This is a genomic window from Halomonas sp. 3D7M, assembly GCF_014897885.1.
Classification (GTDB): domain Bacteria; phylum Pseudomonadota; class Gammaproteobacteria; order Pseudomonadales; family Halomonadaceae; genus Vreelandella.
Genome location: NZ_JABUZF010000079.1, coordinates 19,033 through 32,589, shown reverse-complemented (window position 1 = coordinate 32,589; position 13,557 = coordinate 19,033). Strand labels below are relative to the sequence as shown.

The window sequence follows — 13,557 nt, the reverse complement described above, 5'->3', positions numbered from 1 at the left end:
GGGGATGGCGACAATATCGATCAGCACGGCGCCGCACAGCGGGACGATAATGAAGGCCTTATGCGACACCACACGATAGTGCTCGCACACCGCGCTCATATTCGCCACCGCATTGGGAGTAGCGCCTAGACCGTGGCCAATAAAGCCCGCGGTAAGCACTGCGGCGTCGTAGTTGCGGCCCAGCAGACGGAACAGCACCACCACGGCCAGGAAGACGATGGCCAAGGTCTGCACCAGCAGGATTAACAGCAGTGAGCCGCCCATCTCCTGGAGCTGCCAGATCTTAAGATTCATCATTGCCATGGTCAGGAAGACGCCCAAGGCTACGTCGCCCAGGGTGGCGAGGGCGTTGTCTGGCATGCTGACCCAGTGGAAGCGATCATTAAGATTGCGTAGCAGGATGGCGACAAACATGGCGCCCACATAACTCGGCAGGATGACCCCTAGGTGAGTTGACAGGGCCTCTTTGAACCACACTCCCAGTACCATGATCGGTACTACAACGGCCAGCACGCGCAGCAGGGTACGGCTGTCGATGGGCGCTTGGGTGGGGCGCTCCTCGGCTTGCAGTTTCTCCAGATCATGCACGTCCTCGGCGACAACCGGAATCTGCCGACGATCGATGATCCAGCGGGCGATGGGCGCGCCGATCACACCGCCGACAATCATGCCGAAGGTGGCAGAGGCAATGGCGGCAGTAGTGGCACCCTGGGCACCCAGGGCTTCCGCCTCAGGGCCAAAGGCCGCTGCTGCGCCAAAGCCGCCCTCTAAGGAGGTGGCTCCGGCCATCAGGCCGATCAGCGGGTCGAGGCCAAGCAGGCTGGCCATGCCAATGCCCACGCCGTTCTGCATCAGCGCCAGCAGCCAGCAGGCCACTAGATAGATGCCCAGCGCCTTACCGCCCTTCTTGAGCAGCGCCAGGCTTCCACCCAGGCCCACGGTGGTGAAGAAGGCGATCATCAATGGACTCTGCATCGCCGTGTCAAGGCTCGAAGGTAACCAAGCCAAGATCGCGCAGCAGCCAGGCCAGCAGGGCGAAGCCGAAACCGCCGATCACTGGGGTAGGGACGCAGAAGTGTTCCAGCCAGTTGAGCCGGCGCTTAAGCCCGGCGCCAAATGCAAGCAATATCAGCGCCAGTGCCGTGGTGGACACGGCATCCAGAGTAAAGTGCATGTTGATGCTCCATGAGTTGTTGTGTGCCGCTCAGGGCGGTCGGGTAGGGGTGGCCGTTGACGACCGGTTAATCGTTGGTTAGCGCGCCAGGCGCTCGACCAGACGGGCCGCCACACGGGCCGTTCGCGCGTCTATATCCAGGCTTGGATTGAACTCGGCTACGTCCACTACTGGCAGCGCAACGCGTGCGGCTAGATGATCAATGACATCCTCAACCAGGGACAGCTCGATGCCCCGGGCGGAAGGGGCGCTGACGCCCGGGGCAATCCAGGCTGGTAAGGCGTCTAAGCAGATGGTGAGGTAGAGCCAGTCGACCTGTGTCAGCAGCCGCTCCAGAGCGGCTTTCATCGCGGGGCTGTCCAGCGAGCGACACTGCTCGTCGAGCACCCACTCCACTCCCAGCGACTCGGCGCGGGCGAAAAGCGCTGGTGTATTGCCGCCACGACTCACGCCAAGGCAGGTGTAGTGGAAGTCGATGCCCGCCTCTTGGCACAGCTCGGCGCACTGCCGAAAGGGCGTGCCGGAGCTGGCGCGCTCGGCCTGGCGTAGGTCAAGATGAGCATCCAGGTTGAGAATGCCTAGGCGCGGCATCGTCGCCTGACGTTGGGCGTGAGCTAGCAGCCCCGAAAAGCTAGCGAAGGCGATCTCGTGGCCGCCGCCTAAGCCGATAACCCGATGCCCCTGTTCGAGCAGTTCGGACACCTGCCCGGCGAAGGCTTGCTGGGCGCTCTCTAGGTTGTCGCCTTGGCAGACCACATCGCCGGCATCATACAGCGGTGCCGTTAGGTGATAAGCCTGGTTAGCTAGCTGGCGACGCAGCGCCAGGGGGCCTTCACTGGCCCCCGTCCGTCCTTGGTTGCGGGCGACGCCAGCATCAGAGCAAAAACCTAACAAAGCGCGCCCCGGCGCCTTGGCCTGAGAAACCGGACGCATCACCTGATGCCAGCGCCGTGCGTCACCTGTCTCCGTGTTATCGACCCGGCCTTGCCAGGGCGCCATCAGCGCCGCCTCATTATCTGCTTGTGTCACTGCAGGAGTTCTCCTAATCGTTGTGCACTGAGGCGCGTGGCCTCGCTCAGGGCCTCGGCTCGGTCTTGAGCCCGGGCGCTGGGGGCCATCACACTGATCACAGCCTTAAGGCGACTGCGGCCGTTGAACACTGGCGCGCTGGCGCCCCACACCCCTTGATCTATTTCGCCCAGACTGATCGCTACGCCCTGCTGGCGAATAGCCTCAAGGCCGATCAGGGCATCGTCCCGCTCCGCCGCCGAGCGAAGCATCAGTGCCATTTGACGCTCTTCTTCGCTCATCCAGGCCAACAGCGCCCGAGCGCTGGCACCCTTGAGTAACGGTTGCACTTGGCCCCGGTGGTAGCAGCAGCGCAGCGGCTGTGGGCTATCGATCATCTCTACGCAGAGGGCGTGGTCACGTACTGCTATCAGCAGCGCTGAGCTCTCCTGGGTGGTCTCAGTCAACTCGATCAGCACCGGGCGAGCCCAGCGAAGCAGTTCGTTGTGGTGTTCGAAACCTTGGTGCAGACGCACCGCCTGAGGGCCTGGCGCATAGGTGCCACCCTCGCGCTCGCTGACTAGGCCCCAGGCCAAAAGTTGGCGCAGGTGGCGGTATGCAGTCGAGACTGGCTGAGCGGTTAGCTCGGCCAGCGACTTCACCGTCATTGCTTCTCCTTGATTGGCTAGGCAGCACAGCAGCGCCAGCATGCGGTCGGATGGCCCCATCGAAATTACCTCAAATTTTGATAAACGATACGCAGTAAAATAAGCAAAGGAAAAAAAAGTTATCAATTTTTGATAATTGTAATTCTTATACTTTGGTCTTGATGAAGGCGAGTGGGGAGTTGGAGGCGTGAAAGAGTAAGGGAGCTGCGCGATTTTTCGGCGGCATCAACAACGTCGGATTTTGTACAGCGGTGAATATTGTTCAGTGGCAGGCACGTTGCCATAGAGCATTCATAACCTATGACCCCATGCCTAATACGTTGACCAGACAAAGTCAGTCGTTTAGCTGGTTAAGCCCACTAGCCCCATCATGAGCTTAATTCCCAGTGAAAGCAGTAACAGAACACCAACACTCGACAACCAAAGGGTCATTAACCAGCCTAAACGCTTAGCGAGTGATTTCATTGCATTGCTCCTGTACGTTCCTTAATACCAGTACGTTGATCAACATCAGCTTGTTCAATGGTAGGCATCACCCGGCTTCACCTTGCCGCGGAAGACGTAGTAGCTCCATGCGGTGTACATCAAAATAATTGGTAAAATAAACAGTGTTCCCACTAAGGCAAAGCCTTGACTTTGGGGCGGAGCGGCAACCTGCCAGATAGATGCATTCGGCGGAATAATGGTTGGCCACAAGCTAATGCCCAAACCGCTATAGCCTAGAAAAACCAGCCCCAGTACCAAAATAAAGGGAAGCGCGTTGCGCTGATAAGTAATGGCACGCCACAGCCACCAGCCGGTGATAGCTACTAATAGCGGCACCGGTAAGAACCACAGTAGGTTGGGTAACGAAAACCAGCGTGACGCAATGTTTGGATAGGCCAGCGGTGTCCATACGCTTATCAGGGCGATCATAATGAGTAGCCCGATGATTAACGGTTTGGTGATCTGGTACATCCGTTGTTGCAAGAGCCCTTCAGTTTTCATAATCAGCCAAGTGCTGCCAAGCAGAGCATAAGCAAACAGCAAGCCGATACCGCAAAATAGCGAGAATGGCGTTAGCCAATCCAGCGCTCCTCCGCTGTAGTGAGTGCCGTCGAAAGCGATACCTTGAATATAAGCACCCAATGCAATGCCCTGGGCTGCCGTTGCCAGCAGCGAGCCGCCAATGAAAGCTTTATCCCATACATGCCGTCGCTCGGGGGAGGCCTTGAAGCGAAACTCAAAGGCGACGCCGCGAAAAATCAGCCCTAGCAGCATCACGATCAGCGGAATAGCCAGCGCTTCCAACACGACTGCGTAGGCGAGGGGGAACGCAGCAAACAACCCTGCTCCGCCTAGCACCAACCACGTTTCGTTACCGTCCCACACCGGCGCAACGGTGTTCATCATAATGTCTCGGTCTTGCTCGTTATGAACATGCAGAAAGAGCAAGCCAATGCCCAAGTCAAACCCATCCATGACTACATACATCATCAACCCAAACAGAATGATAATGGCCCAGGCGAGTGATAGATCAATTCCCATAGTGCACCCCGTTCTAATTAGTGAGTTGTGCTCAGCGTTTCATTGGCCGCCGAGAGAGGGCGAGCTGGCGTGCGATGATGGCCCGGGCCGCCTAGCGTAGGTGTGGAGGGCTCGCTTGGGCCTTTGTTTACCAAGTGCATCATGTACACAACGCCGGTGCCAAAAACCGCCAGATACACCACCACAAAAATAGTTAAGCTAATGCTGAGGTGAACAGCACTGTGCGCTGATGCTGCATCGGTGGTTCTTAATAACCCGTAAACTACCCAGGGTTGTCGGCCTACTTCTGTGGTAAACCAGCCCGCTAGCAGTGCCACCAGACCTGCTGGCCCCATGCATAGGGTGCAGATAAGAAATTTATGGGAGCCATAAAGTTGACCTTTGAGGCGCAGGATGTTGCCCACGATGGCAAGCAAAATCATTAATACGCCCAACCCCACCATCAAGCGAAAGCTCCAAAACACGATGGTCGAATTGGGTCTGTCTTGTGGGGCGAACTCTTTAAGGGCGGGCACCTGCTCGGTCAAACTATGTTTTAACAGCAGGCTTCCCAGCACAGGGATCTCCAGTTTGAAACGGGTTTCTTCGCGCGCCATATCGGGCCAGCCGAATAGAATGAGTGGGGTGGGCTCGCCGCTGCTGTTATCCCAATGCCCTTCGATAGCGGCGATTTTGGCAGGCTGATGTTTAAGCGTATTGAGGCCATGAAAGTCTCCCACCACAGCCTGTAGCGGAGCGGTGATTGCCAGCATAATGAGTGCCATGGAAAGCATCGTCCGTACCTCGGCAGACTGCTTACCCCGTAGCAGCAGCCAAGCGCTGGAGGCAGCGACGAATAAGGCTGTACTCAAAAAGGCGGCTAGGGCCATATGGGCAAGTCGATAGGGGAACGAGGGGTTAAAGACAATCTTCATCCAGTCAACTGGAATCACCGCGCCATTAACAATTTCGTGCCCTTGAGGTGTCTGCATCCAACTATTGGAGGAGAGAATCCAAAACATCGACACGATGGTGCCGAGTGCAACCATACAGGTAGCGAAAAAGTGTAAGCCTCGGCCGACACGTTCCCAGCCAAATAGCATTACGCCTAAAAACCCGGCTTCAAGGAAGAAGGCGGTAAGCACTTCATAGGTGAGCAAGGGCCCTGTGATGCTGCCTGCAAAGGCGGAAAATCCGCTCCAGTGGGTCCCAAACTGGTACGCCATCACAATGCCGGATACCACCCCCATCGCAAAATTAACGGCGAATATTTTTGACCAGAAATGGTAAAGAAGGCGATAGGTATCCCGTTGGGTTTTAAGCCAGAGACCCTCTAATACCGCTAAGTAGCTGGCTAGCCCGATGGTGATGGCAGGAAAGATAATGTGAAAGGAAATCGTAAAGGCAAACTGAATTCTGGCCAGGTCAACGGCCTCAATTCCGAACATGGTGCTTCCTCCGGTGACAGCCACCCTCTTTAACTCAATAGCGGGCCGGTATAGCCGCTGTGTGGCTTCATCGGAGTAGTCTATTGTCTGCTGTATTTCATAACAGACTCAGATTTTTATTAAACAACCATATCAGTTGATTGAGAGCGCCACGAGGTAAGCAACATGGCGGCAATAAGTTGTGACCGGTCTACTAGAATCGAGTTGTTAAAACAGGGCTGTTAAAATAGGGAGGATTAAAACAAGGGGGTTAAAAAAGAGTTAATAACTGCCCCAGGGTCATGCCCCGCTCGCTGCGTGCTGTCCACGGGTGGCCATAGCTTAAGCGTACACAGTGTCGGAACTGCTGGGTTGCAGAAAAAATGGGGCCTGGCGCTAAGCTAACACCGTGGTCGAGCGCCATGTTAAATAAGCGTAGTGAGTCAACTTTTTCAGGAAACTCTACCCATAAAAAGTAGCCGCCATCAGGGCGGGTAATACGCGTTTGGGTGGGAAAGTAGCGGTCTGCAGACGCCAGCATACTACCTTGTTGGGCTTCCAGAGCGTGGCGGAGCTTACGTAAGTGACGGTCATAGCCGCCGTGCTGTAAATAGTCGGCAATGGCTGCCTGCGCGGGAATGGAGGGCGAAATAGTCGTCATTAACTTCAGTCTTGAAATAGCTTCGGCGTAGCGCCCCCCGGCTACCCAGCCAACGCGATAGCCAGGCGCCAAACATTTCGAGAAAGAGCTGCAGTGAATCACTAACCCCTCATCATCAAACGCCTTCACTGGGGCAGGTGGCGTGCTGCCAAAGTAAAGCTCGGCATACACGTCATCCTCTAGCATAGGGACTTGGTGCTGCTTTAATAGTTGATAAAGGGTCTGCTTACGCTCATTGCTTAGGCTGGCGCCGAGCGGGTTTTGCAGATGACTCATAAACCAGCAGGCTTTGATAGGTAACGATGCTAGCCGCTCCGCTAACACATCAAGGTCGATACCCTCGCGCGGATGCACTGGAATCTCCACTGCACGCAGTTTTAGCCGCTCCAATACTTGCAGGCTGGCATAAAACGCCGGGGACTCAACCGCCACCAAATCGCCAGGTTGGGTCACGCACTGCAGGGCTAAGTTGAGCGCTTCCATCGCGCCATTGGTAATCACCAGCTCTTCCATTGGAAGCTGAATTCCCCCCAGCATGTAGCGCAGGGCGATTTGTCGGCACAGGTCGACATGCCCGGTGGTCATGTCGGCCACTACCTGCTGAGGAGAAAGCTCGCGCAGACCACGTGTCATGCTGGTGCTCAGCCGAGAAAGCGGGAAAAGCTCAGGGCTTGGGAAAGCTGACCCAAAAGGCACCGTTCGATCATCCTGCAGTGAGTCGAGCACCGAGAACACTAGCTCACTGACTTCTACTTCCGCGGGGTCAGTGGGCTGCAACGTCACACGTGGCTCGCCCAGCAAGCGCCGAGCATGTTCACGAACAAAATAGCCTGAGCGTGCTCGTGCCGTGATGAGACCGCGGTTTTCGAGTAAGTAGTACGCCTGAAACACCGTGGATGGGCTGATCCCATGGTGACGACTGGCCTAGCGAACCGAGGGAATTCGCTCCCCAGGGCCAAGCACGCCCTGACGAATCAACGTGGCGATCTCATCGGCAAATTGTTCGTAACGTTTCATGGGATAAACCGTCGGTGCGTTGAGGATAGCCCCAGGATACTCCATCACAGTTTTAAGTGGCACAAGTGAAACTCTCTGCTAGAGGGAAATGCCACTGTGACGCATGTGGGAAATTTAAAACAGGCTCAAATTCATTAATAAAAAGCATATCAGAAGGTGAATTTATAAGCTGTTTCGACGCAACTGATACGCAATATTTATCTAAAACTGCGCCTGTTTGTTAGTCAGCGTAGTGGGGATAGTGGTGGTTAATAATCGGCGACGCCCCTCGACCGTATGACCTCCACTCCCTCTATTCTGGATATCGGTATGACGCAACGCATTCCATTGCAAAACCTAACCACTGAGGCAGCGGTTGAATACCACTCGCCTTCTGCTAATGATTCCCGTCATCAGCCTGCTAGTAACAAGCCACCCAGTAATAAGCCATCCAAGCTTGGGCATATTTATGTGCGAGAAATTGGCGGCTTCTTTCAACGCATCCGGCGTTACTCAAACTGGTTGTTAATGGCGCTGTATTTTGGCTTGCCATGGGTTAATTGGGGGGACCGGCCGCTGGTATGGTTTGACCTTGCTGCCCAAGAGTTCCATATTTTTGCGGCGACGTTTTATCCACAAGACTTTATCTTGCTCACCTGGATCTTGGTGCTGTGCGCCTTTGGCTTGTTTTTGATCACGGTAGCGGCGGGGCGCGTGTGGTGTGGCTATAGCTGTCCGCAAAGCGTTTGGACCTTTCTGTTTATCTGGTTTGAGCATCGCTTGGAAGGGCCACGGCACCGTCGCATACGTCGTGATAACGCATCACGTACCTTTGACACGCTGTGGCGCAAAACCGCTAAACATGCGGCTTGGTTGCTGATCGCGCTGGCAACGGGGATCGCCTTTGTCGGTTACTTCACGCCGATTAGAGCGTTGGTGGTGGACTTTGTCAGCTTGAATGCGCACCCCTGGGCGCTATTTTGGATCGGCTTCTTCACGGTTTTTACATACCTGAATGCGGGTTGGCTACGCCACCAAGTCTGCCTCCATATGTGTCCTTACGCGCGTTTTCAGTCGGCAATGTTCGACGCTAATACACTGATTGTTTCTTATGATGCTGCGCGTGGTGAGCCTCGCCGTAATCATCATCAAAAAGCTGCTAAGACATCCAGTGTTGGTGACTGCATCGATTGTGAGCTGTGTGTTCAGGTATGCCCAACAGGGATCGATATTCGTGATGGGCTGCAGTACGAATGCATTGGCTGCGCCGCGTGTATTGATGCCTGTGACAGCGTCATGGCACGGCTTAATAAACCGCTTGGCCTCGTACGCTATACCACGGAGCGCGCGTTGGAGGGAAAAGGCACCCGTTTCTGGCGCCCTCAACTGATCGCTTATGCTGTGGCGTTGCTCTCTATGGTGGCGCTACTCGTTGGCTTCTTGAATACCCGAGTACCCATTGATGTTGATATTGCGCGAGATCGCCAAGCGTTGTTTGAAGGCACCGAAAGTGGACGCATCGTCAACTACTACAACGTAACGCTGCGCAATCAAGATACCGATCCTCACCGCTATGTGTTAACGGCATCCGGCTTGCCAGGGCTGCGCTTACAAGGCATGGAAACCATTGACGTAGAGGCTAACGAGACTCGCCGCTTACGGGTTGCTCTCAGCGCCGATGAGGGTGTTTTGACTCAACCCAGCCACCCCATTGAGCTGCGCTTTACATCGCTGGAAGAACCATCGGTAACGCGTGTTAGTGAAACGCGTTTCCTGGGGCCGTCGAGCAAATAGTAACAAAGCATAGAGTTCTGAGTGACTACTTACTCAGAACTCTATAAAACTTACTCTGCGAACTATTTGTTAAGTATCACTAGGCAGTCAGTTGCTGAGCGTCACTACGCATATGTCCTGGCGGTGCGTTTAATGGCTAACGCTACCTGGGATAGGTGCAGTTCATCTTACCCACGTAACGTCTGCCAGTGGCACAGACCGTTAGCAATTAAAGACGACCCCCTGCTTTGGCCGCTCATCGACGGTTAGCTCGAATACATCAGGGCGGGAGTAATGCCCAACAACATCAAAGTCATAGCGTGCCTGAATGAGTTGGGCGGTATCTACCTGCGCTGTTAGCAAGCCTGCCTGTTCGCGCATCGGTCCTGCAAGCACGTCTCCTAACGGGCCAACGATCAGACTGCCGCCGCGAATCAGCGGGCGATTGCTGTCCCAATCTGCTACTTCAATGCCAAGCTCGGCGGGAGAGGGTTGGATCTGACAGGCGCTAACGACGAAACAGCGCCCTTCGTGGGCGATATGGCGCATGGATGCTTGCCAGACATCGCGTTCATCCACTGTGGGGGCGCACCATATTTCAACCCCCTTGGCGTACATAGCGGTGCGCAGCAACGGCATATGATTTTCCCAGCAGATAGCGGCACCTGCAGTCCCTGCTTGGGTATTCACAGTGGTTAGGGTGGAGCCATCACCTTGAGCCCAAATCAATCGTTCTGTGCCTGTTGGCATCAGCTTGCGATGCTTGCCGATAAGCCCCTGTTCAGGGTCGAAGAATAGCGCTGAGCAGTAGAGCGAGCTGCCATCACGCTCAATAATGCCTACCACGAGGGTTGCCCCGGTACGCGCCGAGAGATCAGCAAGAGCTTCTGTTTCAGGGCCAGGAACATCAATTGCGTTAGCAAAGTAAGCGGCGAAAGCGTCACGGCCCTCGGGCAGCCGGTAGCCAAGCCGAGTGCCGAAAATCTCCCCTTTGGGATAGCCACCGAGTACGGCTTCGGGCAACACCACTAAGGTGGCACCCGCTTCAATAATGGCAGACTCATAGGAGAGGATGAGATCGAGTGTAGCGGCTTTGCCTGAGGGGAGTGAGCCGATTTGGAGAGCGGCAACGGTCGTTTGCGTCATGCTGGGTACCTTTGGGAAAAACGCGTCAAAAGTTGATAACAAAAAATGCTATAAGCTATAGCGATATTAATGAAGATAGGCTTGTTTCTGTTTGTTATGAATAAAGTTGATATCGCAAAAACGGACCTGAACTTACTCAAGGTATTTGAAGCTCTCTATGAAGAGGGCGGTGCGAGTCGCGCAGCAACGCGGCTAGGGTTGACCCAATCGGCGGTGAGTGCGGCATTAAAGCGCTTGAGAGACGTTTATGGTGATCCGTTGTTTCTGCGCACCGGGCGCGGGCTGGCGCCGACCCTGCTTGCTCAACAGTTGAAGCTCGTTGTTTCAGAGGCGCTGCAAAAAATCCGCCAAAGCCTTGCCATGGTGTCGCCATTAGGACGCAGTTTCGAGGGGCGGTCTGTGACAGTTGGTCTTTCCGATGACTTTGAAATCGCCATTGGATCACGTCTGATCGAGCGTGCGGCGCACGCAATGCCCGGCTTACGCCTGGTTTTCCGGCAAGCTCACAGCCAAGTGGTCGCTGATGCCCTGGCAGGACGAAACTTGGACTTGGCGATTAGCTCAGGAGGATTGGCAAGAAGTGGCTTGAGCCGATGTCTACTCGGTGAGGCGAGTTACGCCTGTGTAGTGGATCCTGAACACTGGGCGACAGCAGTGCTAGATATCGAAGGCTTCGTTTCCGCTGAGCATATCCTGGTGTCATCGGGTGGTTTTGTGGGTATCGTCGACGAAGTATTGGCAGAACGGGGACTGTCGCGCCGCGTCGTCGCTGCCACAACGCATTTTGCTGCCTTGCCCTACTTACTGAAAGGGACGTCGGCGATTGCCACCATACCGGCGCATGCTGCCACTTCAATTGCTGCCATGACAGGGCTGAAGGTGCTGCCCTGTCCGCTACCGTTGGGCCATTTTTCGGTTGAGCTAGGGTGGAGAACGGCTGATGGGAATGATGTGTTACTAAAGGCAATACGCCCGTTGGTAGAGGAGTGTTTTCATTCTATTTAGTCAATGTGGCGAGATGGAGAGGGAGACCGGTTAGCTGTGCCGGCTTCCAAGGTGGCGTTGGCGTCACTCATGCGTGGATATTGGTGGTTCAGGAGAGGCGCCGGCTAAGTAGTGGGGACTACTTGATCGAGTCACAATTGAGAGCGTGTAGCGACGTTTAGCATATTGATGTCGTGGTCTCTTCTGCAACCGTCTTGATGTCAACAGGCAATAGACAAGCCCTCCCAGACATCCAAAGACGAGGACTTGCCGTTTGACCATAGCCTGAACCATCTTAAGCATTCATTTTGGCTACACACTCACCGATTGGCGAATGAGCTGTGCTTTTTCCATCAATAACGGCCGGTAAGTTTCTAGCAGCGTAGGCATATCCACGCGGGCGGCATTGGTACTGATATTCATCGCGCCGACCAGTTTCCCATGGGTATCAAATACGGGTACAGCAATCGAGCGCAGACCGGAATCCAACTCTTGATCGGTAATCGCATAACCCTGTTCCCGCGCTTGCTGAATCGCCGCTTTTAGTGATGCGCTATCGGTAATAGTTTTGTCGGTATAGCGCGTTAAGGTGAGCTGGCTCAGGTAGTTATCCAGCTCGCTATCCGGCAACTGGGCAAGGAGCACTCTACCCATGGATGTGTATGCCGCTGGTAGGCGGGTGCCGACGGAAAGCGTGATTGCCATTAAGCGGTGTGGAGCAGCTGAGCGGGCCAGATAGATAACGTCGTCACCATCGAGCACTCCAAGCGATGAAGACTCACCACACTGGCGGGTAATATCCTCCAGGTACTGCTGAATGACGCCTCGGTAATTATTAGACGCTAAATAGGAGTAGCCCAGCTGTAGCACTTTGGGGGTTAGCTCGAAGTAGCGTTGCTGTTTGCGTACATAGCCAAGGGCGTGGAGCGTCAGTAAAAATCGCCGTGCTTTCGCGCGGTTCATTCCTGTGCGCTCGGCGACTTCGCTGAGCGTCATCCGCGTGTGCGTCTCATCAAACGCCATCACGACTTCCAGCCCGCTAGCCAGAGCGGCAACAAAATCACGATCCGTCGGCTTTAAAGCATCTTCTGGTAGGGTATTACTCATGAGTGTCTCGGCTGCGTCGATGTGGATACGAGGCGAGAAAATAACATTTTGTTCGAATGGCGAACAACAAGAGACGTTTCTTCGTGGTGAATTGGAGTTAACTTACGGGGGCTTAATAAAGACCTAACAGCAAGTCTCTAGAGATTACTAGCGAGCATTTGCATCTATGCGGGGGGCATCGGTGCTCATATACCGCTCTTTCCATCGATGAAAAAGGTGGACCAAAAGGCCCACCCATTAGCAAATTCCTGATTTAGGAAGGTTGCTGATTACTTCGAATTTCTAATTGGTAACTCAGCAGCACTGAACGTGCTCGCGTCGGTTTGGTGTTGCGCTGATGAATCAGGGTAGGAGATCTTATTGGCTTCACCAGAGCCGCGCTCGGCAAGTGCTGCACCAGAGAATAAAATTAGAGCGGCGGCGGCTACTGTATTGATTAACTTCATAACTTTTAACCTCACGTTAAATAAAACGTCGCTACATTTGCGATGACTGTTCATCGCTATAGGACGACGAGAGATATTGTAAGCAGGCTAACATAATTATAAAATTGATTAAAAATACTCGAACCATTCTATTATTTAGAATGTTTTTTGAGAGGGCTAGGATTGGCCACTAACGCACAAAAACGAGGTGCGACGGGTGAAACGTCACGCGGCTCCCGTGAGGGCAAACGGCTGCTTTGTGTTGGGTAGTGGGTGGTAGGGGGCAAATGGTCGCGAACAGGCTAATGCCGTTGCCAAGCAAGACCGAGAGGCGCTTACTTGGCAAGGCAATGGAGTAGCGAGCGTTGAAGTAATACGTGGTGAAGCAGTAGGCTGCGCTTAGTTTAGCGTAGCTTCAAGGCGCTCGGCCCGTTCACCCGGGGCGGGGTGGCTGGAGAAAAAGCTGCTGTTGTTGCCGTATGCTGCTTCCAATTTGCGTAGCGCAGTCAGGGAGGCTTCTGTATTCAGGTTGTACTGCTGCATCAGCTCAACAGCGTAGTCATCAGCTTCATTTTCCTGACGTTGAGAGAACTGGGCATTCACCAGTTTTTCGCCCAGCTCACCAAGTTGAGAGCTTGACAGTGCCGCTGCAGTAGCACTTCCGCTGGCAGCGGCGGCTTCA

The 13,557-nt window shown here is 54.5% G+C and carries 13 protein-coding genes and 1 pseudogene; 2 read left to right on the top strand and 12 right to left on the bottom strand.

The window, feature by feature from the left end; genetic code table 11:
* The 8 genes and pseudogenes from INT22_RS02700 to mapR all read right to left on the bottom strand — a co-directional run.
* Positions 1-960, bottom strand: a 960-nt coding sequence (locus tag INT22_RS02700) for a sodium/glutamate symporter (RefSeq protein WP_264298802.1), incomplete at its 3' end; no start/stop codon positions are given.
* Positions 961-982: 22 nt separating this feature from the next.
* A complete protein-coding gene (locus tag INT22_RS21740) occupies positions 983-1,174 on the bottom strand; it encodes a sodium/glutamate symporter (protein ID WP_264298801.1) in 192 nt (63 codons plus the stop codon).
* A gap of 78 nt (positions 1,175-1,252) precedes the next feature.
* Positions 1,253-2,203, bottom strand: coding sequence for a formimidoylglutamase (hutG, locus tag INT22_RS02695; RefSeq protein WP_319022010.1), 951 nt, complete (start codon positions 2,201-2,203; stop codon positions 1,253-1,255).
* Positions 2,200-2,910 (bottom strand): IclR family transcriptional regulator, encoded by a 711-nt coding sequence (locus INT22_RS02690; protein ID WP_146944484.1) that lies wholly within the window; start codon positions 2,908-2,910, stop codon positions 2,200-2,202. Before INT22_RS02690 ends, hutG begins: the two co-directional genes overlap by 4 nt.
* Before the next feature lie 282 nt (positions 2,911-3,192).
* A complete protein-coding gene (locus INT22_RS02685) occupies positions 3,193-3,315 on the bottom strand; it encodes a DUF2474 family protein (protein WP_089040505.1) in 123 nt (40 codons plus the stop codon).
* Positions 3,316-3,369: 54 nt separating this feature from the next.
* Positions 3,370-4,377, bottom strand: coding sequence for a cytochrome d ubiquinol oxidase subunit II (cydB, locus tag INT22_RS02680; protein WP_146944482.1), 1,008 nt, complete (start codon positions 4,375-4,377; stop codon positions 3,370-3,372).
* 17 nt (positions 4,378-4,394) lie between these two features.
* Positions 4,395-5,804: a cytochrome ubiquinol oxidase subunit I gene (locus INT22_RS02675; RefSeq protein WP_193067621.1), complete on the bottom strand. Its 1,410-nt coding sequence runs from the start codon at positions 5,802-5,804 to the stop codon at positions 4,395-4,397.
* 250 nt (positions 5,805-6,054) lie between these two features.
* Positions 6,055-7,461 (bottom strand): annotated as a pseudogene (gene mapR / locus INT22_RS02670) (GntR family transcriptional regulator MpaR).
* Positions 7,462-7,770: 309 nt separating this feature from the next.
* Between mapR and ccoG the strand changes: the two are divergent.
* Positions 7,771-9,234: a cytochrome c oxidase accessory protein CcoG gene (gene ccoG / locus INT22_RS02665; RefSeq protein WP_193059688.1), complete on the top strand. Its 1,464-nt coding sequence runs from the start codon at positions 7,771-7,773 to the stop codon at positions 9,232-9,234.
* A gap of 201 nt (positions 9,235-9,435) precedes the next feature.
* On the opposite strand, the gene INT22_RS02660 is transcribed toward ccoG, so the two are convergent.
* Positions 9,436-10,359 carry a carbon-nitrogen hydrolase family protein gene (locus tag INT22_RS02660; RefSeq protein ID WP_193059689.1) on the bottom strand — a complete coding sequence of 308 codons (924 nt, stop codon included), beginning with the start codon at positions 10,357-10,359 and terminating at the stop codon, positions 9,436-9,438.
* 69 nt (positions 10,360-10,428) lie between these two features.
* Here INT22_RS02660 and INT22_RS02655 point away from each other — a divergent pair, with 69 nt between their 5' ends.
* Positions 10,429-11,364 carry a LysR family transcriptional regulator gene (locus tag INT22_RS02655; RefSeq protein ID WP_226912355.1) on the top strand — a complete coding sequence of 312 codons (936 nt, stop codon included), beginning with the start codon at positions 10,429-10,431 and terminating at the stop codon, positions 11,362-11,364.
* 291 nt (positions 11,365-11,655) lie between these two features.
* Here the strand turns inward: INT22_RS02655 and INT22_RS02650 are convergent, their stop codons facing one another.
* The 3 genes from INT22_RS02650 to INT22_RS20195 form a co-directional block, all read right to left on the bottom strand.
* A complete protein-coding gene (locus INT22_RS02650) occupies positions 11,656-12,450 on the bottom strand; it encodes an IclR family transcriptional regulator domain-containing protein (RefSeq protein ID WP_193059690.1) in 795 nt (264 codons plus the stop codon).
* A 269-nt stretch (positions 12,451-12,719) separates the two neighbouring features.
* On the bottom strand, positions 12,720-12,896 hold the full coding sequence (locus INT22_RS02645; protein WP_193059691.1) for a hypothetical protein: 177 nt from the start codon (positions 12,894-12,896) through the stop codon (positions 12,720-12,722).
* Between the two features lie 378 nt (positions 12,897-13,274).
* The coding region (locus tag INT22_RS20195) for a M48 family metalloprotease (protein ID WP_226912354.1) at positions 13,275-13,557 on the bottom strand (283 nt) is incomplete at its 5' end.

Coding starts and splice junctions, on each gene's coding strand:
- INT22_RS21740 (WP_264298801.1), bottom strand. CDS start 1,174: ATGCACTTTACTCTGGATGCCGTGTCCACCACGGCACTGGCGCTGATA.
- INT22_RS02685 (WP_089040505.1), bottom strand. CDS start 3,315: ATGAAATCACTCGCTAAGCGTTTAGGCTGGTTAATGACCCTTTGGTTG.
- ccoG (WP_193059688.1), top strand. CDS start 7,771: ATGACGCAACGCATTCCATTGCAAAACCTAACCACTGAGGCAGCGGTT.
- cydB (WP_146944482.1), bottom strand. CDS start 4,377: ATGGGAATTGATCTATCACTCGCCTGGGCCATTATCATTCTGTTTGGG.
- INT22_RS02690 (WP_146944484.1), bottom strand. CDS start 2,910: ATGGGGCCATCCGACCGCATGCTGGCGCTGCTGTGCTGCCTAGCCAAT.
- INT22_RS02660 (WP_193059689.1), bottom strand. CDS start 10,359: ATGACGCAAACGACCGTTGCCGCTCTCCAAATCGGCTCACTCCCCTCA.
- INT22_RS02645 (WP_193059691.1), bottom strand. CDS start 12,896: ATGAAGTTAATCAATACAGTAGCCGCCGCCGCTCTAATTTTATTCTCT.
- INT22_RS02655 (WP_226912355.1), top strand. CDS start 10,429: ATGAAGATAGGCTTGTTTCTGTTTGTTATGAATAAAGTTGATATCGCA.
- INT22_RS02675 (WP_193067621.1), bottom strand. CDS start 5,804: ATGTTCGGAATTGAGGCCGTTGACCTGGCCAGAATTCAGTTTGCCTTT.
- INT22_RS02650 (WP_193059690.1), bottom strand. CDS start 12,450: ATGAGTAATACCCTACCAGAAGATGCTTTAAAGCCGACGGATCGTGAT.